This window comes from Streptomyces sp. NBC_00988, assembly GCF_045162645.1.
In the GTDB taxonomy this organism is placed as follows: Bacteria; Actinomycetota; Actinomycetes; order Streptomycetales; family Streptomycetaceae; genus Streptomyces.
In genome coordinates, this window is record NZ_CP108730.1 from 2209328 (window position 1) to 2232364 (window position 23037).

A 23037-nucleotide genomic window follows, 5' to 3' on the forward strand; every position below is an offset into this window, starting at 1 on the left:
CCTTTCACTTGCTGATTCGCTTTCCGGTCCGCGGACCGCTCTCCCCGGCGGTTCATCTGCCGGTGAAATCGGGGCGGCGGCGCTGTCGTTGGGCAGCCAGCCCCTCGTGCAGATCCTCGGTCGCCATGGTCACCGGCTGCGCCAGTGCCTCCCATTCCAGGGCGTCGGCGATGGACCGGTGACCGCCGCGGGCCAGGGCCGCCTTGGTCAGCCGGGTGGCCAACGGAGCCTTCCCGGCGATGGCCGAGCCGACCGACAGAGCGCGCCCGAGTACGTCCTCGGCCAGCCCACTGACCAGCCCCAGGGCCAGCGCCTCCGGGCCCCGCACTACGCGCCCGGTGAGCAGCAGGTCGCGGGCCACGGCGACCGAGGTCACCTCGGGCAGCAGCCAGGTGGTCGCCATCCCCGGGTGCAGCCCGAGCGCGGTGAACGGTACGGACATCGCGGCCGTCGGGGTCGCATAGCGCAGGTCGCAGGCGAGGGCGAGACTGAGCCCTGCGCCCACCGCCGCGCCGTTGAGGGCGGCGACGGTGGGTACCTCCAGTTTCCTGATGGACAGCCAGTCCCGGTAGAAGGCGGACATCCGAGCACGGAAGAAGTCCACCGGTTCGTCACGGGCGTCCCCGAGCCAGTCGAGGTCGCCGCCGGCGCAGAACGCCGAACCCGACCCGGTGACGATCACACAGCGCACCTCATCGTCCCCGCGCAGCCCGGCGATCGTGTCCCGCCAGGCCGCGGTGAGTTCCGTGGTCATGGCGTTGCGGCGGTCGGGGACCGACAGTGTGAGGACGACGACGCCTTCGGAGTGCCGCTCGACCAGGAGCGGCTTCTCCGCGCTCACCTGCCGCCATCCGGCGCGGCGCCCGCGAACCGCGCGCGCAGGTCGCTGGCCGCCCGGCGCAGCAGCATGGTGTCCATGCCGACCGCGACGAAGTCGAAGCCCAGCTCGATGTACCGGGCCGCCTGCTGTTCGTCCACGGTGAGGATGCCGACCGGCTTGCCGGCGGCCCGCACCCGCGACGCGACGTGCTCGACGGCCTCCACGACCTCCGGCGCCCCCGGCTTGCCGAGATGCCCCAGCGAGGCGGCGAGATCGCTCGGCCCGATGAACACCGCGTCCACCCCGTCCACTGCGGCGATCTCGTCGACCCGGCCCAGGGCGGCCCGTGTCTCGATCTGCACGATCAGGCAGATCTGCTCACGCGCCCGGTTCAGGTAGTCCGGCACGTCGCCCCAGCGTCCGGCCCGGGTCTGCGCGGCCACCCCGCGCACCCCGACCGGGGGGAACTCGACCGCGCGGGCCAGTTCCGCGGCGTGCTCCGGGGTGTCGACCATCGGGATGAGGAGGTTCTGGGCACCGATGTCGAGGAACTGCTTGATCCGCACTGCGTCGCCGTAGGGCGGCCGGACCACCACGTCGGCGGGGCCGGCGGCCGTCGCCTGCAACTGGGCGAGCAGGCTGCGTACGTCGTTGGGCGCGTGTTCGCCGTCGAGCAGCAGCCAGTCGAAGCCGGTGGTGGACAGCAGTTCGGCGGCGCAGGGATCGGCGAGGCTCGACCACAGGCCGATCCGGCTCGGCCCCTCGCCGAGGATCGCGCGCTTGAAACGGTTGGTGATGTCCGTGCTCATGCCGTACCTCTCTAGACCCGGATTTCGCACGTGCCTCGTTCGGTTGGAACGGGGCGTGTGCGGTGTCGGGTGGGTGGTGTGGTCGTTGATGTGATGTGTCGATGATTTCGCGTGCCAAGCGGCCACGGGTGCAGCGTCCACGGATGAACGTGGAGATCGCGCCTGTGGTGGAGAGGCGTCTGGGTGCTCTGCCCGCCTCTGCCGAGTTTCTGCGCCGGCTGGACGTGGCCGGGATCATCGACGGGCTGTGTCCGGTCCGGGAGGTCGCGCATCTCACTCATGGGCAGGTCATCGAGGTACTGGTCGCCAACCGGCTTTCCGCGCCCGCGCCGCTGGTGCGGGTCGGTGACTGGGCCCGCGAGTGGGCTGTTGAGGAAGTCTTCGGGATCGAGGCGGACCTGCTCAACGACGACCGTATCGGCCGTGCCCTGGACGCCATCGCGCCCGAGCTGGAGGCCATCGTCGGCAGTGTCGGGGCGAGCGCGATCGCCGGGTTCGGGATCGATGTCTCGCGCCTGCACTGGGACATGACCAGCATGTCCCTGCATGGCGCCCACGAGAGGCCGGAAGAGGGGTTCCCGCAGGTCAAGTACGGTCATCCCAAGGACCGCCGGGCGGATTTGAAGCAGATCCAGGCCGGGATCGCGATCTCCGCGGACGGCGGCATCCCCGTTTTCCATCGTGCTTACGACGGCGGGGCCGGCGAGGTCTCCCAGGTCGTCGGGGCGATGACGGCCCTGCGTGAACTGGCCGCGCCCCGCGACTTCCTGATGGTCGGCGACTCGAAGCTGATCTCCTACGGCAACCTGCTGGCCCTTCAGGAAGCCCAGGTGAAGTTCATCGCCCCGGCGCCCGCGGCCAAGATTCCCGATGGCCTGTTCGCCGGCCTCGACGCGGGCCGGGCCCGCCTGGTCGACTACACCGCCGGGCGGGACGCGGGCAAGCCACCCGCGCAGCGTGGCCGCTACCGCGTGCTGGAAGACACCCAGACGCTGGCCGGTCCACGCAAGCGGGACCCGCAGGTCACCGTGCGCCGGATCCTGGTCCACTCCAGCGCCAACGCCGCTGCCCAGCAGGCAGCCCGCACCCGGCGCCTGGACAAGGCCCGTGAGGAACTGGACAAACTCCAGTCCGCCTGCGGCGGCCGGCACTACGCCACCGCCCAGAAGGTCACCGCACGGATCGGTGTGATCACCAGCAAACGCCGTATCGGCTCCTGCCTGGTCACTTCCATCAGCACCGACGAGACCGGCCGACCCGCCCTGACCTGGCACTACGACCAGGAAGTCCTGGCCGCCCAAGCCGCCACGGACGGCTGGTACGCGCTGCTGACCACCCTCGATCCCGCAGTGGCCGACGCCGCCGAGGTCCTCATCCGCTACAAGGGCCAGCCGATGGTCGAGCGCCGCTACAGCGACTTCAAGGGCCCGCTCGCCGTGGCCCCGGTCTTCTTGCACCACAACCGGCGCATCGCCGCCCTGATCACCGTGATCTGCCTGGCCCTGCTCGTGTTCTGCCTCATCGAACGCCAGGTCCGCCAGGCCCTGGGCGACGACCAGAGCATGCGCGGCCTCTACCCCGACAACCGTGCCCTCCGGCCGACCGGACGCATGATCCTCTACCACCTCGCCGACCTCCGGATCCGTGTCGGAACAGCCACCGACCCACCAACCATTCTGATCACCCGCGCCGTTCAAGCCCACCTCCTCGAACTCCTCGGCATCGACGAAACCCGCCCCCGCTGGCTGGAGACCTCAAACCCCACGTGCGAAATCCGGGTCTAGAGTCCGTCGGCGGCGGCTGCCGGGTTCAGGCGAATCGGCACGAGATACTCCCCAGCGGCCCGTAGTCGCAGTGGTAGACCTCGCCCGCCGAGACCGGCACCGACCGGGTGAAGGACCCGGCAAGCAGGATCTCGCCCGCCTGGAGGGTCTCGCCGTGCTGCCAGAGCTTGTTGGCCAGCCACGCGATGCCGTTGGCGGGGTGGTTGAGCACGGCGGCAGCGACCCCGGACTCCACGACGGTCTCGTTGCACAGCAGCAGCGCGCTGACCCAGCGCAGGTCCACGTCCAGCGGTCGCACCGGGCGCCCACCGAGGACGACCGCGCCGTTGGCGGCGTTGTCGGCGACCGTGTCCATTATCTTGCGGGGTGAGTTGGTGACCGGGTCGAAGCGGTGGAAGCGGGTGTCGATGATCTCCAGAGCGGGGATCACGTACTCGGTGGCCTCCAGCACGTCGAAGATCGTGCAGTTCGGGCCGCTGAGCGGCTTGCCCATCTGGAAGCAGAGCTCGACCTCGACCCGTGGTGCGATGAACTGGTCCATCGGGATGGCCGACCCGGCCTCGTAGAACATGTAGTCGAGCAGGACACCGTAGTCGGGCTCGTGTATCCCCGCGCCCTCCTGCATGACCTTGGAGGTCAGCCCGATCTTGTGGCCGCGGACACCGGCGCCCCGGGCGATCTTCTGCTGTACCCAGCGGGCCTGGACCGCGTAGCCGTCCTCGATGGTCATGCCCGGATGGTCCAGCGTGAAGTGCCGCATGGGGGTGCGGTCGGTCTCCGCGGCCTCCAGCCGGTCCGCGAGTTCCTCGATGATCTCTGCCGTCAGCATCCTCGGCGTTTCCTCTCTTTCGGGTACGGGGTGTTCCACGGGCGGCGCTTCGGCCTCAGGTGCCCGGCTTGCTGGTCGGGACCTCACTCGCGTAACCGGGCTGCCATTCATGGCCCCAGTGGGTTCCGTAGGAGACGTTGCGGACCTCGTGATCGGTCCAGTCCATGACTTCGCCGCCGAAGCCGTACTCGATGTGGAAACCGCTCGGCGACTCCAGGTAGAAGGACACCACCGAGTCGTTGACGTGTCGTCCCAGCGAGCGCACCAGCGGCGCCCCTTCGTCGCGGGCCCGGTCCATGGCGCGGCCGACGTCGTCGAGGGTTCCGACCTCGACGAGGAAGTGGATCAGGCCGGTCGGGTCCGGCGCCTCGATGAGGGCGAGACTGTGCTGGCGAGCGTTGTCGCAGTGGAAGAAGTACCCGCGCAGCTGCTTTCCGTCCGGCCCGACCCGGCGGCCGAAGAAGTCGGAGTACTCCAGCCCCATGACGTTCTCGTAGAAGCCCAGGCACTCCTCGAAGTCCCCGCGCGAGGGGAGGACGACATGCCCCATGCCGAGATCCCCGGTCACGAAGCGGCTGACTCCGGCCGGTGACACGAAGGGAATGGCGGACATGGTCCGACCCCAGCAGACCTCGTGGTCGGTGCCGTTCGGGTCACGGAAGCGGAAGAACTCCTTGACCATACGGACGTCGCACTCCTCCGCGCCGCCCTCCTCCACGGTGAGTCCGGCGGCCTTCGCGTCGTCGAGCGCGGCGAGATAGGCGGCGCGGGAGCGGACGCTCCAGCCCGCCGCGACAAACCTCTCGTCGGGCGCGGGAAGCACGAGGACGCGGTAGTGCCACTCGTCGTACTTGAGGTACAGGGCGCCGTCCGGTCCGTCCTCGGTCATGGTGCCGAGCACCTTGACCGCGAAGTCACGCCACTCGGGAATCCTGGCCGAGCCGATCACGGCGTAGGCGAGTTGGTCCAGCTTCATCGGGTGAATTCCTTTCCCAGGAGCTGCGGTCGGCCGCCGGCGTCGTCGTCCTGGAGCCAGCGTCTGACGGGATCGCTGTGTTCTCCGAGGCGCGGCGGCGGCAGCCGGTAGGAGACGGGGGTGGCGCTCAGCGCCAGCGGACTGGCCACCTGTGCCACCGGAGTGCCGTCCGGGCGCACGGTCCACGCGCGGGGGGACATACCGACGGCGGAGGCGAAGTCGAAGGCCTCCGCGACGGTGTTGACCCGCCCGCAGGCGACGCCGGCCCCGGTGATCACGCCGGTCCAGTGCTCGACGGTGCCCTCCGCCAGGACGGATTCCAGCACCGCGACCAACTCCGTGCGGTGGGCGACCCGTTCGGGGTTGGTGGCGAAACGGGTGTCGTCGGCCAGTTCCGGACGGCCCAGCGCCGCGACGAACCGGCCGAACTGCGCGTCGTTGCCGACCGCCAGCACGATGCTGCCATCGGCGGCGTTCAGGGTCTCGTAGGGCGCGATGCTCGGGTGCCGGTTGCCGTCCCGCAGCGGCTCGACACCCGCTGTCAGCCAGGACGACGCCTGGTTGACCAGCGCCGCGAGGGCCGCGCCCATCAGCGTGACATCCACACGCTGGCCCGCTCCGCTGATCTGCCGCCGGTAGAGCGCGGCGAGCACGCCGGCCTGGAGGTTCAGCCCGGTCAGTACGTCCACGATGGCGACGCCGACCTTGGTGGGCTCCCCGCCGGCGTCCCCCGTGATGCTCATCAGACCGCTCAGCGCCTGCACCAGGAAGTCGTAGCCCGCCAGGTCACGGCCCTCCCCCTGGCGCCCGAAACCGGAGACGGAGGCGTACACCAGCCCCGGATTGCCCGCCCGCAGCGCGTCGTAGCCGAGCCCGAGGCGCTCCGCGACGCCGGGCCGGAAGTTCTCGACCAGCACGTCCGCGCGGGCGGCCAGCCGCTGGGCGAGAACGTTGTCGCCGGGATCCTTCAGGTCGAGGACGACACTGTGCTTGTTGCGGTTCACGGACAGGAAGTACGAACTCTCCCCGTCCACGAACGGCGGACCCCAGCGGCGGGTGTCGTCACCGTCCGCCGACTCGACCTTGATCACGGTGGCACCGAGGTCACCGAGCCCGGCGGTGGCGATCGGTCCGGCGAGCACGCGGGAGAAGTCCGCCACGACGATCCCGTCCAGGATTCCGGTCATGACGCACCCCGTGTCTTCGCACCCGCCAAGGGGGTGCCGCCCGGCCGAAGCGTGCCGATATCCATCACTGTCGTCTCCTCAGCCCGGCGACCTGCGCGGCACCGCTTTGAGCGGCCCCCCTTGCCCGACCGAGCTTGGTTCCCGGTCTCCGGGCGCGGCAAGACTCCTGTGTCATTCAATGGACCCGAGCGTCGCGGCTGTAACGAATCGTTCAGCGAGGGGGAACACACCGCGGCGGCACTCACCGGTCCGGCCCGGCAATTGGAGTTGTCGATTCGCTCCCGTGTCACAAACCCGGATCACCGCCGGAGAACGGCGATACCCGCGTGCCGTGTGCTGCGAAATCGCGCCCTCCGGGCGGGGATAGCGGACCCACTCGCCGTCGGCCTCGCCGGGACTTTCGCATGCTGGTCACGTGCGCCGGCGGGGCTGAGGCGGATCGTCGAACGGCGAGCCGGAGCGGTGCCTTTATAGGATCCGCCCGAGAGGTTCTCCACACCTCTCGAACCGAATTCCCGGAAATCCGGCGCGTGAGGAAGACACGTGTCCACCGAACGCCACGGCTGAAAGACACCAAAAGCCACACCGTACGACTGTCGTCCACCTGACCATCGTCACTCTGTTGGCGCTGGTCTGCGGCTTTCTGGGCGCCGACGCCGCCAACGCCGCCGGAAGCCTCCCACGACGGCGACGTTCAGCACCTCGTTCCAGCTGGGCCAGAACCAGGTGTGGTTCTGGTCGGGGCGCCGCCCCACCGCGGACGGTCGTGCGCTGGGTCGTCCAGGGCCTGCAGGCAAGGTGGACGAGGCCCAGAGCCACGGGGACAAACCGTTCGACGTCGCGCAGGACCGGTTGCGCGCCGGCTGACCAGACAAGACTTGAGCCGAGGGCGCCCCCGCGGATGAAGTCGACGGGGGCCGACCGACGCAGCGCAGCCGGTCGGCGAAGCCCATGACCAACTTCTGTTCGTCCGACGACAGCCGGCCGCTGTCCGTATCGAGGTGCCGTGCTTGCGCGTCAGCCGCGCGAGGGGCTGGACCACTGCCCAGGCGATGACAGTTTCGACCGGTCGTGTGCCGGGGGATGGAACACGACTCGCTCGCCCCTGCCGTCGTCGTGGCTAACATCCGCTCACCCCTGGTGCCCAGAGCCGTGACAGGAGCGCCGACGCCCATGCCCCCATGCTGTCTGCCGGACCCAGCCGACGTGGACGCGGTCGCGCCGGGCCGGTTCGCTGATCTCGACGGAGTCCGGCTGTGGTATCGGGACACCGGTGGCCCGGGGACACCGGTGATCCTTCTGCACCCCAACACCGGCACGTCACAGTCGTGGTGCGGGCAGCTGCCCGCCTTGTCGGCCGCCGGCTTTCGCACCGTCGCCTTCGACCGGAGCGGTTGGGGTCTCAGTACACCCGTAGGCGTTCAGCGCGGCAGCGTCTCGCAGGATCTGGACTCCCTCGTGGAACACCTCGGGATCGGCTGGTTCCATCTGGTGGGGGCGGCGGCGGGCGGTTTCAGCGCGATCGACTACGCGGCCTGGCGGCCGGAGAAGGTCGCGAGCCTGGTGGCGGTGGCGACCACCGGTTGGTTTCGTGAGAAGGAGATCGACGAGTTCAGCGCCGCCATCGACATCGGCCGACTACGCGATCCGGATCTGGTGGTCTGCTGGGAGGTGTCGGCGGGATACCGCGGCACCTGCGTCGACGGTACCCGACGGTGGGTCGAGATCAGCAGGGAAGCCCGGCAGCCGGGCGTCGAGGCCCAGCCGTTGCGGACTCCGAACACGTTCGCCAAACTCGACCGGATCACGGCGCCCGTGCTGGCGCTGGCGGGGGGCGCGGACCTCGCCGCACCACCGGCGCTGATGCGCCGTTGGGCCGCCCGGATCCAGAACTGCGAGTTCGCCGTGATCGCCGAGGCAGGTCACGCGGTCCAGTGGGAGAACCCCGACGCGTTCAACGAGCGGGTGCTGCGGTTCCTTCTCACCCACGACCGGAAACCGGATCGATGAACCGCCCGATGATGGGAGACAGCGTGACGCAGCCAGCACAAGGCAGGGCGGACCAGCCGGGGGCCGATGCGGCGATGGCAGTCCGCAGGGAGGTACTCGGGGACGACAAGGTACCGGCGATGAGCGATCTGTCGGTGGCCGACCAGGACTTCCAGCGGTACGTGACCGACGTGGTCTGGTCGACGTGGGCCAGGCCTGGCCTGTCCCGCCGCGAGCGGAGCTTGATCGTCCTCGCGATGAGTGCCGCGCTGAGCCAGATGCCGGAGTTCGAACTGCACGTCGTCGGCGCTGTCCGAAACGGGCTTGCCGAGCACGACCTGCGTGAACTGGTCATGCAGGTCGTCGCCTACTGCGGGGCCCCAGCCGGGGTACAGGCGAAGCGCGCGCTGATGCGCGCGCTGGACGGCATGGCAGATCAGCCCGGCTGATCGAGTCCGGTCGTCGTCTGCCGTCGGCGAGGTGAGCTCACCGACGTGCCCGGGGAGCCGCTGAGGTCCCCCGGCAGCGAGACCGGGCCCGGGAGGTCGGTGCCGGAGCGCGCCACAGGACGGCAGCACGTCGCTGATACCGGGCCGACACGAACTGTGGACAGTCACATGCTCATGACGTCAAGAGGGGAACACGGGAATTCGTGCGGCACCCAGCCGGACCGGCAACGCACGCCGTGCGGACCCACGGTGTTCCGGTCGCCGGAACTTCCTGCTCGGAGGCCTTGGCCGGCCTCGGCTACGGTGCGATTCAGGCCACATCCCACATGTCATCGGACGTCCGGGATGTGCTCCGCGGACCTCATCACGCAATCGGAGGCGAACGCCGAAGTGTATCCAATCAGACGAGACAACCGCGTGATCCGGAGGGCGCTCTGTGCAGCCTCAGTGATGGCTGCCGGCGTGCTGACCGGGTGCGGGTCGGGCAGCGCCGGTGCGAGCGGCACGGCCGCGGCGGCCACCTGCGATTCGACCGGCGGAGGCAAGAGTCACCAGAGCCTGCCCGCACCGTCGGCCGCCCTGGTCGCGAAGGCCAAGGCCGAGGGGAAACTGGTCTGGTACGACGGCGTGGGGCTGAACCTGCCGGAGATCGGCAAGGCGTTCAAGGACGCCTACGGCATCACCGTCGAGTTCCAGAACGCCTCTTCCGTGCCGTTGCAGACCCGGTTCAGCACCGAGTCACAGGCCGGCACGTACCAGGCGGATGTGATCAACACGAGCAACGCCAATGACTTCATCGTCCAGTCGGACAAGGCCGGTTACCTCCTGCCGATCGACGAGGTGATCCCCGGCTTCGCCATGTACTACCCGGCCGACTACCTGATCGCCGACGGCCAGGCCGCGGTGATGACCATCATCCCGACCCTGCTCACCTACAACACGGGCCTGGTCAAGGGCTCCGACGTACCGAAGGACTACACCGATCTGGCGAGTCCGAAGTACAAGGGCAAGCTGATCGCCTACGACCCGCGCCGTTCGGTCGGCGGCCTCAGCTACTACAACGCCCTGCTCGACGCGTACGGGCCGGACTGGTTGAAGGCCGTCGGAGCCAACACCAGGAAGTACTACGACAGCCCGGTGTCGCTGCTGCAGGGCCTCTCCGCAGGGGAAGGCGCGATCACGCTGTCCTCGACGGCGAGTTCTGTCGCCGGACTGGTCGCCAAGGGCGCCCCCCTGAAGAGCGTCGAGCCGCCGTTCGTCTGGGCCGCACAGTTCACCCCCGCGGTGAGCGCGCACGCGCCGCACCCCGCGGCCGCCCGCCTGTTCGCCTACTGGGCGTACTCCGAGGCCGGCCAGGCCGCGATCAACGCCGCCCAGCAGGCCTCGTCGCCGCTCTGCCTCGGGGCGTTGCCGAAGAAGGTCACCGGTGGCGACCCCGCCCAGGCGGCCAGGAACAAGACACGGATCCTCGATCTGCTGGGCCTTCCCCAGCAGTGACCGATCATCCGCCTCCGCACGCGGTGGCGTTCACGGTGGCGGAGCTCGGAAAGGAGTTGACAGGATGACAGGCCCTGACGGCAACCGGCCGGTGGCCATGGAACTGGGCAGGTTCGTCGCGGGCCTCGGCCCGGACGACATCCCTCCAGGAGCACTCGCTCGCTGCAAGCAGCTGATCCTCGACACCATCGGGGTGGGCGTCGCGGGAAGCCATGACCCGGTGGCCGGGATCCTGGATCGCTGGCTGGACCTGCAGGGAGCGCACGACGGATCCGTCGTGCTGGGCGGCAGGCGTGCGCCCGCGCACGACGCGGCGTTCGCCAACGGCACCTTGATGCACATCCTTGAGTTCGACGACATGCGCTGGCCCGGCCACGGCTCGTCGAGCGTCGTGCCGACCGCGCTGGCACTCGGTGAGCGGCAGCGCTGCGGCGGACCCGAGCTGCTGGCCGCCGTCATCGCGGGACTTGAGATCTTCGGGACCCTCTCCGCGCACAAGGGGAAACCCGTCGATCCGAGCTGGCATTCGACCAGTGTCTGCGCGCTCCTGGCCGCTCCGGCCGCCGGTGCGCGGACGCTCGGGCTGAACGCGACGCGCACGGCCCATGCCCTCGCGCTCGGTGCCGAATCCGGGGCGGGCACGACGGCGACTCTCGGGTCGATGGCGCTCGGCATGCACGCCGGGCACGCCGCCGCGGCCGGCGTGCGCAGCACCGAGCTCGCCGCGTCCGGTGCCGTGGCCAACCTGGGTTCGGTCGGCGGGACCGACGGGTTCGCGGCTGCCTACTTCGGCGGCACCGTGGACTGGGACGGGTTCCTCGGGGCGCTCGGGAACCCGTTCCTGCTGGAGTCGGGCGGGCCGACGATCCGCCCGTACGCGTGCGGCGGTCCGAACCAGCTCGCGGTGGCGAGCCTGGAGACGATCCTGCGCCGGGACCGGCTCACCGAGCCCGACGTCGCCGGGATCGAGGTTCACCTGGATCCGAAGATCCTGCGGTTGTCGCGGTTCGACTGGCCGTCGTCGCGCTACGAGGCGAAGCTCTCGATGCGGTACAACCTGGCTGCCACCCTGCTCGGCCGACCGCCCGACGTGGGGCTGAGCGAGTCGGAGTCGTTCGCCGATCCGGTGTTCCGTGCGGTGGGCGAGCGTATCGTCGTCGTCCCCGATCGGCCGGGCCGCGTCGACCGTGCCGAGGTCGTGGTGACCACAGTGGGCGGCGCCCGGTTCGCCGAGGAGCAGCGGGTGCTGCACGGGTCGCCGCAGGACCCGCTGGAGGACGCCGAGGTGGTCGCCAAGTTCCGCTCGTGTGTCGCACGCGATGTCCCGGAGGAGGACGTGGAGCGCCTGTGCTCCGTCGTGCTCGGCCTGGAGAAGGACACGGCCGGGGACTTCTGGCCGGCCTGGCAAGCGGTGGCGGCAGCCGCCACGAACACGGGCTGAGCGCCGGTGTCTCCCGAGGAGGAGCTGTGGATCCAGCAGCGATGCGCCCAACTCATCCACGAATTCGGCGCGTTCGTCGACGCCGACGTACCCACGCGGGTGGCTGAGCTCTTCACCGCCGACGGGGTGCTGGACAGGGCCGGAATCGTCGCGACGGGCCGCGCGGCGATCGCGTCGTCGATCAGCCGGGCGGCTCCGGGAACGGTCCGGGTGCACCTCTACTCGAACCTGACGGTGCGGGTCCAGTCGTCCGACCACGCCGCCGGGCGGTGCTACTACCAGGCGTTCACCTTCGACGCAGCCCCGGACGAACAGCAGCCGACAACACCCATGGTACTGGGCCGGATCGAGGACACCTTCGTGAGAACGGAGCAGGGATGGCGAATCTCATACCGGCGGCAGGTGCGCGTGGCCACACGCGGACGCGCCCCGAGCCCGCACACGGGCCCCACGCCGGAGCGGTCGTCGTGAACGGCCATCAGGCGGCACCGCCCGTGGTCCGAGTGCGCAACCTGGTCAAGCGATTCCGCAGGACCGACGGCACGATCGTTCCGGCCATCGACGACGTGACCTTCGACCTGGCGCCCGGCGAGTTCATGGTGCTGCTCGGCCCGAGCGGGTGCGGCAAGACCACGCTGCTGCGAACCATCGCGGGTCTGGAACGCCCGGACTCGGGCGACATCGAGGTACAGGGGCAGCCCGTGTTCGCCCGCGGCGGACGGGTCGACGTGCCGGCCGAGCGCAGGCCGTTGAGCATGGTGTTCCAGTTCTACGCCCTGTGGCCGCACATGTCCGTCTTCGACAACATCGCCTACCCGCTGCGCTCGTTGCCCCGCTCCGAGCGGCCGGGAAAGGCCGAGATCGCCGCGCGGGTGGAGAAGGTGATGGAGGTCGTCGGCATCGGCGGGCTCGGTGGCCAGCATCCCCATGCAATCAGCGGCGGGCAGCAGCAGCGGGTGGCGCTGTGCCGGGCGCTTGTCGCGGACTCCGCCCTGGTGCTCTTCGACGAGCCGCTGTCCAACATCGACGCACAGGTACGCGAGCAGTTGCGCGGCGAACTGCTGCTGATGCAGCGGGAACTCGGTTTCGCCGCACTCTTCGTGACCCACGACCGGCAGGAGGCGATGTCCCTCGCGGACTCCGTCGTCGTGCTGGAGAAGGGCAGAATCGCGCAGTCGGACGCGCCGGACGTGGTCTACGGGGCGCCGCGCAGCCGCTATGTGGCCCGGTTCATCGGGCCGCTCAACGAGTGGAGCGTCCGACTGCCCACGGACCCGCCCGAAGACGTGACGGAGAACGTGCCCGACGGGCCCGCACCGGGGCAGACCACCGGGTCGGTCACGGCCGACACGGCTCAGGGGCCGATCCGCGGCCTTCTCGGTGCCACCGTCACCGTCCACTCCGAGGTCGTCGCCGTCTGGCGGCCCGAGGCCGGAGTGCTCACACCGGACGAACCGGTGTCGGCCAACCGGTGGAAGGGCGTGGTCGAGCAGTCGTCCTTCTACGGTCCGCACACCGAGTACGTGGTGCGGATCGGCGAGGCCCGCGCCAAAGTGCTGATCGCCGGAGAGCGTGTCTTCCCCCCGGGTGCCGGCGTGTGGGTCTCGGTCGACCCGTCCGCCGTGACCTTCCTCTCGGCATGACCCGGCACCGCGGCCCGGCCGCCGGCACAGTCCAGTCCAGCAGCGAAGAGGTGGATCATGGTTCTCGCGACGACAGGTGAGGCCGACCGGAGTGCCGGTGGGGGGACGCCGCCGCCCGGCCGGGACCGGCCGCCGCGGTTTCGCCGGCCGACCCCGTTCCAGGCGTTCGGCGGCGGGGTCGTCGTACTTATGCTGCTGGTGAGCCTGTTCCCACTCGGCCGGATGTTCGACGAACTCCTCTGGGCCGACGGTCATTTCGGCCTGGAGGCGTTCACCCGGTTCGCCGCCACCCCGGGTATCGGTGCGACGATCCTGCGCACCGCCGTCCTCGTCGGAGTCGCCTCGGTGTTCGCGGTGCTGATCGGCGGTGTGATCGCGTATCTCAACGAGCGCACCGACGCCCGGATGGGCATGGTCACCGACACCCTCCCCTTCCTCCCGTTCCTCATCCCGGGGGTGGCCGGCGCCGTCGGATGGGTGCTCCTGCTGTCGCCGCAGGCCGGTTTCCTCAACGCGGTCATCCGATGGCTGCTCGACTTCGTCGGCATCCATCTGGAGTCCGGCCCGATCGATGTGTACAGCTACTCCGGACTGGCCATCGTGTACACGATCTATCTCGTTCCCTTCGCCTTCCTGATCATCTCGGCCGGCCTGCGGAACATGGACACCCAGCTCGAGGAGCAGTCCCGGATCTGCGGTGCGAGCCAGTTCCGCACCTTGCGCAAAGTGGTGCTGCCGGCCATGGCGCCCAGCATCGCCGCCGCGTTCCTGCTGGTGGTGTGGAACGGGTTCGGCATGTACTCGGTCCCCTCGGTGATCGGGGAGTCCGGTGGCGCGCGGATCATGTCGGTCGAGGTGGTGAGCCTGCTGAACTTCACCTTCCCGCCGCAGTACGGGCCCGCGATCGTGCTGTCCCTGGTGATGGTCGGCTTCGTGGGCGTCCTGTGGTATTTGCAGACCCGCGTGCTCACCCGTTCCCGGGATTCGGCGGTCGCGGGCCGGGGGCAGCGCGCCCCGCGGATCGCGCTCGGCCGCTGGCGACTGCCGGTCCGCATCGCGCTGCTGCTCTACGTCGGAGCGGTGACGGTGCTGCCGATCGGCGCGATGGTGCTCGTGATGCTCAACGGGTTCTGGACCACCCACATCCGTATGGACAACCTGAGCCTGGCGGCGTTCCGCGAGGCGATCTTCGACAACCCCCAGACACAGCTCGCGCTCAAGGACAGCTTCGGCCTGGCACTGGCCGGCGCCACGCTCGCGGTTCTGATCGCGGTGCTGGTGTCGACCGTCGTGGTCCGGTCACGGTCCCGGTGGACGCGTACCGCCGACGGACTGCTGAAGCTCCCCGCCGTCATCTCGCACCTCGTCCTCGCGATCGGATTCGTGCTCGCCTTCGCCGGGCCGCCGTTCAGACTCGGCGGGACCTGGACCATCCTGTTCATCGCGTACGTGTCGATGTTCGTTCCCCAGGGCACGCTCGCCACCGATCCGGTCGCCGTGCAGGTCGGCGGCGAGCTGAACGAGGCCTCGCGGATGTCCGGAGCCCACGGCTGGCGGACGTTCCGCAAGATCTTCTTTCCGCTGATGGTCCCGGGCATGGCGATCGGCTGGGCGCTGATCTTCGTCAGGATCCTCGGCGACCTCGAGGTCTCACAGATGGCGGCGGGCAGCGGCAACCCGACGATCGGCTCCCAGATGCTCGTGCTCTACACGGCCGGAACGTTCTCCGACGTCGCCGCCCTCTCGGTGGTCCTCGTCGTGGCGACGTCGGTCATCGTCGGCGGGGTGCTGCTGCTGGCCAGGCGCGGCAGCCGGTGGGCCATCGGGGAGACACCGACAGGGGTCACCGGCCCGTGACCGGACACTCCGCCCAGGCCGGACGGACCCGTACGACGGAGGAACCACACGCATGAAGCTCGACCAGCTCGCCTACATCGTCATCGCCTCGGCCGAGGTCTCACGGTGGCGGGAGTTCGCGCGGGACGTGCTCGGCACCATGACCGCAGACGGTCCGGGCGGCAGTCTCTACCTGAAGTACGACGAATGGCACCACCGGGTGCTGGTGGTGCCCGCCGAGGAGGAGCGGCTGATGGCTTCCGGCTGGTCGCTACGGGACAAGTACGCGTACGACGCCGCGCTCGCCCACGTCAGGAACACCGGTACCGCCGTCAGCGAGGGCACGGCGGCGGAACGCGAACTGCGCATGGTCAGCGAGTTCTTCGCCTTCACCGACCCCGCCGGGTCGCGCCACGAGGTGTGCTGGGGGCGGACCATGTCGTCGGTGCCGTTCGTCTCCCCGGCCGGGGTGAGCCGGTTCGTCACGGGCGATCTGGGCATGGGCCACGTCGTGCTGCCCTGCCACGGCGACTTCGACGAGGCGATGACGTTCTACCGCGACGTGATGGGCCTGGAGTACTCGGACTACTTCGCCCGCCGGTTCAGCCCAGGAGGGCCCCTGGTGCGCGCCTACTTCTTCCACTGCGACAACCGGCGCCAGCACAGCCTGGCGCTGATCGAGTCGAGCAACCCCGTGGGGCTTGTGCACTTCCTCGTCGAGGTACCCACACTGGACGACGTCGGCCGCGCGGCCGACCGTGCCGTGGCCACCTCGACGCCGGTCGTGCGGTCGATCGGCCGGCATGTGAACGACTCGGTCGTCTCGTTCTACCTGCTGAGCCCCAGCGGCTTCCAGGTCGAGTACGGCTGCGGCGGCGAGGTCGTGGACTGGACGCGCCACGAGGTCCGCGACATCTCCTACGGCACCTACTGGGGCCACGAGTGGCAGCCGGGCTTCGGCCCCGAGCGCGCCCGTCGGAAGCCGACCGGGAGAGGACCACCCACGACGGCGAGGAGGACACTCATGACACAAGCACAGGTGCCGACACCACCACGGTCGCCCCGCATCGCCCCGTTGCCCGACGAGACCTACCGGGAGATCGTCCGGCAGGTGTACGGCGACTCGGCGGGCCCTGCCGCCGACCTCAACATCACCCGGGCGTGGGCGCACCATCCTGCCCTCATGGCGGCCCAGCACCCCTACCAGACCCACCTGCGCACCACCAACGTGCTGCCCCGGCGCGACCACGAGGTCGCCGTCCTGCGAATCGGGTGGCGCTGCGGGTCGGAGTACGAGTTCGGCCAGCACACCGTCTCGGGGCGCCGGGCCGGCCTGACCGACACGGAGATCTCGCGGATCGCGGCCGGACCGCACGCGCCCGGCTGGTCGGACCGCGAGGCAGCCGTCCTGACCGCGGTCGACGAACTCTACGACGACAACGGGTTGTCGGCGACGGCCTGGGACGCGCTCTCACGGCATCTCGACACCCCGCAGATCATCGAACTGCTGGTCCTCGTCGGCCGCTACTGGACCGTGTCGGTGGTGGCCAACGCGCTGCGCATTCCGATCGAGCCGGGCCGGCCGGGCTTCCCGGGAGCCCCGTCGTGATCACCGACACGCAGGTCCACCTGTGGGAGAGCGACCGACCGGACCGGCCCTGGCCGAAGGGCCCCCGGGCCACCGCGCAACGACCGGTGCCCTTGGAACCGCCCGAGTTCCTCCCGATGATGGATGCCGCAGGTGTGGACCGGGCGGTGATCGTCCCGCCGATCTGGGCGGGCGACGGAAACGAGTCGGCCATCGGTTTCAGCGCCGAACATCCCGACCGGCTCGCCGTCATGGGCCGGTTCGACCTGTGGCACCCCGACCGCTCACGGCTGTCGTCCTGGCGTGAGCAGCCGGGCATGCTGGGCATCAGGCTCAGCTACGCGTCCGACCGCGGCGACGGGTGGTTCGACGCGGACGAGTCGGCGTGGTTCTGGGCGGGTGCCGAGCGCCACGGGATCCCGCTGATGCTCTTCCTCAAAGGCCGGATGCACAGCGACCTCGGCAGGCTCTCCGAGATCGCCGGCCGCCACCCTGACCTCACCCTGATCATCGACCACCTCGGTCTGAGGACCCCGGCTCCGGCGGGCTCCGCGAGCGACTCCGCACGGATGGAGGCGGTGTTCGAGGGTTTCTGCCAGGTCCTGGCTCTGGCCCGGCATCCGAACGTCTACGTCAAGTGGTCGTCGCTGCCGTTCTACGCGGTCGAGCCCTACCCGTTCCCGCGGATGGCGCCGTATCTGCGGCGTGCCCTCGACGCGTTCGGGCCGCAGCGGACCATGTGGGGTTCGGACATCACCCGTCTGCGGGCCGGCTACGACCAGAGCATCGGCCATGTCCGCGACACGCTCGACTTCCTCGGTGACGGTGACCGGGAGTGGGTCCTCGGCCGGGCCGCCGAGACGGCCCTTCGATGGCCGTCCGGACCATGACGGGCCCGCCCCGTCAGCCCGCCGTGCGACCCACCTGCGTGACGAAGGCACGGAGCAACTCGTCGAAGAAGTCCCGGCGTTCGATCTGCGCCCAGTGGCCGCACCGGTTCAGCACGGCCAGGTCGGCCTGCGGCAGGCCCGCTGCCAGCGCCGCCGCGTTCTCCGGGCCCACGACGCGGTCCTGGCGGCCGTGCAGGATCAGAGCCGGCAGTTCGACCTTCGCCAGGGCCTCCTCGGTCACGGCGACCGCCGCGGCGGCGTCGCGTGCGGTGACGGCGTCGACCCACTGCTGCGGCCCGCCCGGCCTGGTCGCCAGCCGGTAGCGGAAGTCCACCAGCGCGTCGGACACCACGGCCGGGTCGACCACCATGTCCTCCATGACGGAGCGGATGCCCTCCCGGCTGAACGACGGGGCGACGTGGCGCTTGACGACCTCGGTGCGCCGGTGCCCCGGACCGGGGCTGCCCATGGTGACCAGCCCGGCGACCCGTTCGGGATGGTCGAGCGCCGTTTGAAGCGCGATCCGCCCGCCCAGTGAGTTCCCCACGAGCACGGCCTGGCCGATGCCGAGACCGTCCAGGACCCGCACCACCTGCTCGACCCACGCGGTCAGACCTAGTTCGCAACCGCGCCCGTACTCCGTCCAGCCGTACCCGAGCAGATCGGGTGCGACGACCCGGGCGTAGTCCGCGATCACCGGGATGTTGAGCCACCAGTTCGCGGCGGCCGACACACCCACCGCCGACCCGTGCAGCAGGACGACAGGAGTCCCCTCGCCCGCGTCGTGGTAATGGATTCGTTCCGTACCGGATTCCAGCCACCACGACCTGAGTTCGAACACCTCCTCCGTGGTCCCTGCCGTGAACGCGGCGTCAGGCCAGGTCGGTTCGGGTTCGGCCATCTTCTCCACCCTTCGGGAACGACTACGGCCCAGTCTCGGCAGACCCGGACCGCTCCCGCCAGCCAGGCGTCCCACGGGACGGCACGTTCCACGGCTGCCACCACCTCCGCGGCGGGCCGCTCCACGACCCGCGACCGGGTTCCGTTATCCGGCACCGTGCCCTGGCCCGCCGGCGCGCGGCACCACGATCATGTGGTCCGTCGAGTCCGAACGAGGGAGCGAGCATGATGACCGGTAGCACCGGCCGCCGGCCTGATCGCGCCGCGGAGTTGCCGCGGACGACGGTTGACGATCCGGGCGGAGTCACCGAGCAGGTGGGAAGGTTCGTGACCGGCGTCGACCTGACCGCCCTGCCGCAGCAGGTCACCGAACGCGCCACGGTGGTCCTGCTCGACACGATCGGCTGCCTGCTCGGCGGATGGTCCACCCCCGAGGCCGCCCGGCTGACGGAGCTCCTGGACCGGCGGGGGAACTGCGGATCGGCGCCGGTCGTCGGATCCACCCGCCGTGCGGCCCCGGAGATCGCCGCGCTGGTGAACGGCACCCTGATCGCGGCACTGGGCTATGACGACGTCGCGCGGGTGATGGGAGGCCACCCCAGCGGGGCCGTTGTCGCGGCGATCGTGGCGGAGACGGGCCGGCGCACCATCGGCGGGCCTGAAGCGCTCGGCGCGTACGTCCTCGGCGTGGAGATCTCGGCCCGGGTCGGAAACGCGCTCGGCCCGGAGCACAGCCGACGCGGATGGCACACGACGGCGACCGCCGGCGTCTTCGGTGCCGTCGCGGCGCTCGCCCGGCTGCGCGGTCTCGACGCGGGGTGCTCGACCCACGCCCTGGGTATCGCGACATCGCTCTCGGCCGGGCTCAAGTCGTCGTTCACGACCATGACCAGGGCCGTGCACACCGGCTGGGCCGCACATTCCGCGATGCTGGCGGTCGACATGGCAGAGGCCGGGCTGACCGGCCAGCGACACGGGCTGGAGGCGCCGGACGGGTTCATCGCGGCCTATGGCGGCCCCGGCTCGGACCCGGCTCGGATCGTGGCCCGCCTCGGCGACCCGTGGGTCTTCAGCGCCCCGGGCGACGGTCTCAAGCTCTATCCCTGTCACGGGGCGACGCACCGGGGCCTGGAGGCCGCCCTGCTCATCCGGGAGGAGTCGGGCCTGCGTCCGGACGACATCGCGAGCGTACGCTGCTACAATCCGCCGCCCTGGTTCAGCTGGGTACCGCGGCTGCGCCCCGCCTCCGGACAGGAGGGGAGGTTCTCGATGGAGTACATCCTGGCGGCGGCGCTCGTCGACGGGCACATCGGGATCCACAGCTTCACCGACGACGCCGTCGCGCGACCCGAGGTCCGCGCGCTGTTCGCCCGCATCGACCTGGTCGAGGACGCCGCATTCCAGCCGCCGGATCCCTACGCCGGTGACCCCGACCGGCCACCGTACGAGGGCTTCGTCCGAGTTGAGATCACCTCGGTCTCCGGGCGGACCTGGACCCGCGACGTCGAGCAACCGCCCGGCGCCCCCGGACGCGTGTTGGACCGGCAAGCCGTCGAACGCAAGTTCCTGGAATGCGCCGTGTCACTGGGCGGAATGGAGGAGCCCGTCGCCCTCGACCTGGCAGCGGCGCTGCACCGGATCACGGCCTGCACGGACCTGTCAGGGCTGCTCGGGTCGGCTTCGGTCCGGCGCTGAGCGCGCCGCGGCCTGTCGTCGGTGTCGGCCGGGCTCGTCCCGGACCGCACCCGTGCCCGTCGCGCGGGTATGTTCCGCGTCTCCGCTCCCTCCGGCCGGGCACCAGCCCGCGCCTGGTACCCGCGATCGGAACCCTCCGTCGATCTCCGGGGTCCGGTCAGGCCGCCTGGGCACGGGTGATGCCGAGGGCCGCGCGCTCGACCTCGTGGGCGAACCGTTGCGGACTGAACCGTCCGGGTGTACCGGTGATGGACACACTCGCGATCACGTTCTTCGAGGCGTCGAAGATCGGGGCGGCGACGCAGACGACGCCGACCTTGGCCTCCTCGTTGTCGTAGGCGACGCCCTCCGCGCGGATCCTGCCGAGTTCGTTGCCCAGGAGCCTGGGTGCCACGATCGTGAACGGCGTGCGCCGTCGCAGCCCCTCGCCGATGACCTGGCGGATCAGGGCCGGATCGGAGAACGCGAGCATGGCCTTCCCCACACCGGTACAGGCCGCGGGGGCCCGGCTGCCGATGCTCGACGGGCACAGGGCCCGGCCACGGCCGCGGATCTTGCCGATGTACATCGCGTCGGTGCCGTCCAGCACGGCCAGGTGCACGGTCTCCTGGCTGACCTGGAAGAGGTGCTCCATGAAAGGGGCGGCTGTGTCGCGCAGGCCACCGGGCCGACAGTGCGGCACCCGCTGGCCCAGTTCGAAGAGGTGGTGGCCAAGGGTGTACTGGCGGCCGTGCCGGGCGACCAGCCGGTTCGACTCCAGCACGGTGAGCAGGCGGAACGCGGTGGACTTGGGAAGTCCGGCGCGTCGGGCCAGTTCGGCGACCCCGATGCAGCGGTCGTCGGCTGTGAAGACGTCCAGGAGTTGGAGGGCCTTGTCGACCGAGGTCTCGGTGTGTGGTGCTGCCTGTACGGAAGGGGTCACGTCGTTGTCTCCTGCTTCGCACACGGGCGTTGGGGAACTCTGGAGCAGTGGGCCGACCGACCTGGGCTGTGGCGGTCTCCTACCTGACCGCGGGCCAGGCCCACACCGGGTCGCGCTTCTCCAGCACCGCTCGCGCGGCTTCGGCGGCGTCGGGGCTTGCTGCCAGGCGCAGTGTGTACTCCTGCTCACGGGCGTAGCCCTCGCGTACCGGCAGGCTCTCCGCGTCGTTGAGAGCCTGCTTGGCGAGCCGTAGGCCCTGCGGGCTCTTGGCGGCGATCCTCCGGGCCAGCGCACGCGCGTCCGCGAGTACGCCGTCGGCCTCCGCCACGTGCTGGACAAGCTCGATCCGGTGGGCTTCCTCGGCATCGAGCGACTCCCCGGTGAAGTACATCAGCCTGGTCTTGCCCTGCGGGATCAGCCGCATGAGGTGACGTCCCCCACCGCACCGGCCAACGTTGATCTCGGGCAGCCCGATCCTGGCGTCACGGGCGGCGAAGCGGATGTCGCAGCACGCCGCCAACACGGCGCCGGCGCCGAGGGCCTGCCCGTTGATCACCGCGATCGTGGGTATGCCGCAGTCGAGGACGGCCTCGTAGCACGTACGTGCCTGGCGCTGCCGGTACTCGTTCGGGGTCTCCGCCGGGTCGGGGGACGTACCGGCTTCGCGGATGTCGGCGCCGGCGCAGAAGATCCGCGGGTTGGCAGAGCGGAGCAGGACGGCATGGACGTCCTCGCGCTCCGACAGTGTCAGGAACGTTTCGGTCAGTGCCTGGTACATGCCGACCGAGACGGCATTGACCGGCGGGCGGTCGAGGATCACCTCGGCGACAGGACCGTCGATCTCCAGCCGAACATCGTCGTTCACTGCGGAGCTCCCCTGTTCGATTCAAGCCACCATGGGCCTGACGGAGAAAAACTGTACACAGAATGAGCCCAGCACAAAAGACGTTGGGACACAGCCGCTATCGTTGTCGGATGACCCCAACTCACCCGACCGCCCCGACGCGGCGGCCCGTACCGGATCCGGAAACCGGCGAACCGCCGGTCGACACCACTCGGCGCACCTACGAGCAGGTGCGCGACGCGATCCTGTCCGGCGTGCTCGAACCGGGGACCTGGGTGTCACAGGTCCAGCTCGCGGCGCGGCTGAACGTGAGCCGCACCCCTCTGCGGGAGGCGCTACGCAGGCTGCAGACCGAAGGCCTCGTGCAGCTCGACTTCAACCGCCGCCTCAGAGTGGCACCTCTGTCGGTCCCCGATCTGGAATCGCTCTACGCGCTGCGCATCGTCAGCGAGCCGCTGGCCGTGCGGATCTCGGTCCCACAGCTCGGCAAGGACGAACTCGACGAGGCCGCGGACTGTCTCGACCGGCTCAGGCGGGCCGACCACGGCGACCAGGACGCCGTGATCATCCCGCACCGCCGCTTCCACTTCCTGCTGTTCTCCCACTGCGAGGACCGGCTGCGACTGCAGGTCGAGGAGATGTGGGACCACGCCGTGCGCTACGTCAGTCTGTACCACCGGGCCGAGGACTTCCGTCTCGGCCTCATCACCATGGGGCGTTCCGAGCACGAACGGATCTTCGCCGCCGCGGCGGCACGGGACGGAGCCCTGGCCGGCCGCCTGGTCGCCGAGCACCTGGCTCGCACGGCGCTCACCGTCGTCGCGGCCGTGGCCGGTGGCCACGACCCCAGAACGGTCCGCGAGGCGCTCAACTTCGTGCTCACAGCAGCGCCCGGAGTCTCGCCGAGCGAGAGGTGAGCCCGGCCACAGAGACATTCT

The 23037-nt window shown here is 70.1% G+C and carries 20 protein-coding genes; 12 read left to right on the forward strand and 8 right to left on the reverse strand.

Going from position 1 to position 23037, the window contains the following annotated elements:
* Positions 1-52: 52 nt before the first annotated feature.
* The gene (locus OG496_RS10115) at positions 53-841 is read right to left on the reverse strand and encodes an enoyl-CoA hydratase/isomerase family protein (protein WP_405970513.1); all 789 of its coding nucleotides are present in this window, start codon (positions 839-841) and stop codon (positions 53-55) included.
* Positions 838-1629, reverse strand: coding sequence for an aldolase/citrate lyase family protein (locus tag OG496_RS10120; RefSeq protein WP_405970514.1), 792 nt, complete (start codon positions 1627-1629; stop codon positions 838-840). The genes OG496_RS10115 and OG496_RS10120 overlap by 4 nt, the downstream gene beginning before the upstream one ends.
* 143 nt (positions 1630-1772) lie before the next feature.
* Here OG496_RS10120 and OG496_RS10125 point away from each other — a divergent pair, with 143 nt between their 5' ends.
* Positions 1773-3413 carry an IS1634 family transposase gene (locus OG496_RS10125; protein ID WP_405969311.1) on the forward strand — a complete coding sequence of 547 codons (1641 nt, stop codon included), beginning with the start codon at positions 1773-1775 and terminating at the stop codon, positions 3411-3413.
* A gap of 25 nt (positions 3414-3438) precedes the next feature.
* On the opposite strand, the gene hpaH is transcribed toward OG496_RS10125, so the two are convergent.
* From hpaH to OG496_RS10140, 3 genes are read right to left on the reverse strand one after another with little or no spacing between them, the layout of a single operon-like run.
* Positions 3439-4242 carry a 2-oxo-hept-4-ene-1,7-dioate hydratase gene (gene hpaH, locus OG496_RS10130; protein WP_405970515.1) on the reverse strand — a complete coding sequence of 268 codons (804 nt, stop codon included), beginning with the start codon at positions 4240-4242 and terminating at the stop codon, positions 3439-3441.
* Positions 4243-4297: 55 nt separating this feature from the next.
* Positions 4298-5218 (reverse strand): VOC family protein, encoded by a 921-nt coding sequence (locus tag OG496_RS10135; protein ID WP_405970516.1) that lies wholly within the window; start codon positions 5216-5218, stop codon positions 4298-4300.
* On the reverse strand, positions 5215-6405 hold the full coding sequence (locus OG496_RS10140; protein WP_405970517.1) for a CaiB/BaiF CoA transferase family protein: 1191 nt from the start codon (positions 6403-6405) through the stop codon (positions 5215-5217). Before OG496_RS10140 ends, OG496_RS10135 begins: the two co-directional genes overlap by 4 nt.
* 1173 nt (positions 6406-7578) lie before the next feature.
* Between OG496_RS10140 and OG496_RS10145 the strand changes: the two genes are divergently transcribed.
* The 9 genes from OG496_RS10145 to OG496_RS10185 all read left to right on the forward strand — a co-directional run bounded on the left by OG496_RS10145 (position 7579) and on the right by OG496_RS10185 (position 17738).
* Complete coding sequence (locus OG496_RS10145; protein ID WP_405970518.1) at positions 7579-8415, forward strand: alpha/beta fold hydrolase; 837 nt, start codon at positions 7579-7581, stop codon at positions 8413-8415.
* A 119-nt stretch (positions 8416-8534) separates the two neighbouring features.
* A complete protein-coding gene (locus tag OG496_RS10150; protein WP_405970519.1) occupies positions 8535-8843 on the forward strand; it encodes a carboxymuconolactone decarboxylase family protein in 309 nt (102 codons plus the stop codon).
* A 450-nt stretch (positions 8844-9293) separates the two neighbouring features.
* Positions 9294-10340: an ABC transporter substrate-binding protein gene (locus tag OG496_RS10155; RefSeq protein ID WP_405970520.1), complete on the forward strand. Its 1047-nt coding sequence runs from the start codon at positions 9294-9296 to the stop codon at positions 10338-10340.
* 64 nt (positions 10341-10404) lie between these two features.
* Positions 10405-11781, forward strand: a complete 1377-nt coding sequence (locus tag OG496_RS10160) for an MmgE/PrpD family protein (protein WP_405970521.1) — start codon at positions 10405-10407, stop codon at positions 11779-11781.
* 6 nt (positions 11782-11787) lie between these two features.
* Positions 11788-12252 (forward strand): nuclear transport factor 2 family protein, encoded by a 465-nt coding sequence (locus OG496_RS10165; protein ID WP_405970522.1) that lies wholly within the window; start codon positions 11788-11790, stop codon positions 12250-12252.
* A complete protein-coding gene (locus tag OG496_RS10170) occupies positions 12249-13424 on the forward strand; it encodes an ABC transporter ATP-binding protein (protein WP_405970523.1) in 1176 nt (391 codons plus the stop codon). Before OG496_RS10165 ends, OG496_RS10170 begins: the two co-directional genes overlap by 4 nt.
* 198 nt (positions 13425-13622) lie before the next feature.
* Entirely contained in the window at positions 13623-15281 is a 1659-nt protein-coding gene (locus OG496_RS10175) for an ABC transporter permease (RefSeq protein WP_405970524.1), read from the forward strand.
* 52 nt (positions 15282-15333) lie between these two features.
* Positions 15334-16869: a VOC family protein gene (locus OG496_RS10180; protein WP_405970525.1), complete on the forward strand. Its 1536-nt coding sequence runs from the start codon at positions 15334-15336 to the stop codon at positions 16867-16869.
* The gene (locus tag OG496_RS10185) at positions 16866-17738 is read left to right on the forward strand and encodes an amidohydrolase family protein (RefSeq protein WP_405970526.1); all 873 of its coding nucleotides are present in this window, start codon (positions 16866-16868) and stop codon (positions 17736-17738) included. Before OG496_RS10180 ends, OG496_RS10185 begins: the two co-directional genes overlap by 4 nt.
* Before the next feature lie 13 nt (positions 17739-17751).
* Here the strand turns inward: OG496_RS10185 and OG496_RS10190 are convergent, their stop codons facing one another.
* Entirely contained in the window at positions 17752-18639 is an 888-nt protein-coding gene (locus tag OG496_RS10190; protein ID WP_405970527.1) for an alpha/beta fold hydrolase, read from the reverse strand.
* A gap of 224 nt (positions 18640-18863) precedes the next feature.
* Here OG496_RS10190 and OG496_RS10195 point away from each other — a divergent pair, with 224 nt between their 5' ends.
* The gene (locus OG496_RS10195) at positions 18864-20333 is read left to right on the forward strand and encodes an MmgE/PrpD family protein (protein WP_405970528.1); all 1470 of its coding nucleotides are present in this window, start codon (positions 18864-18866) and stop codon (positions 20331-20333) included.
* Between the two features lie 157 nt (positions 20334-20490).
* Here the strand turns inward: OG496_RS10195 and OG496_RS10200 are convergent, their stop codons facing one another.
* Positions 20491-21255: an IclR family transcriptional regulator gene (locus OG496_RS10200; protein WP_405970529.1), complete on the reverse strand. Its 765-nt coding sequence runs from the start codon at positions 21253-21255 to the stop codon at positions 20491-20493.
* Positions 21256-21334: 79 nt separating this feature from the next.
* Positions 21335-22120, reverse strand: coding sequence for an enoyl-CoA hydratase-related protein (locus OG496_RS10205; RefSeq protein WP_405970530.1), 786 nt, complete (start codon positions 22118-22120; stop codon positions 21335-21337).
* A 110-nt stretch (positions 22121-22230) separates the two neighbouring features.
* Between OG496_RS10205 and OG496_RS10210 the strand changes: the two genes are divergently transcribed.
* Entirely contained in the window at positions 22231-23016 is a 786-nt protein-coding gene (locus tag OG496_RS10210; RefSeq protein WP_405970531.1) for a GntR family transcriptional regulator, read from the forward strand.
* The last annotated feature ends 21 nt before the right edge of the window (positions 23017-23037 follow it).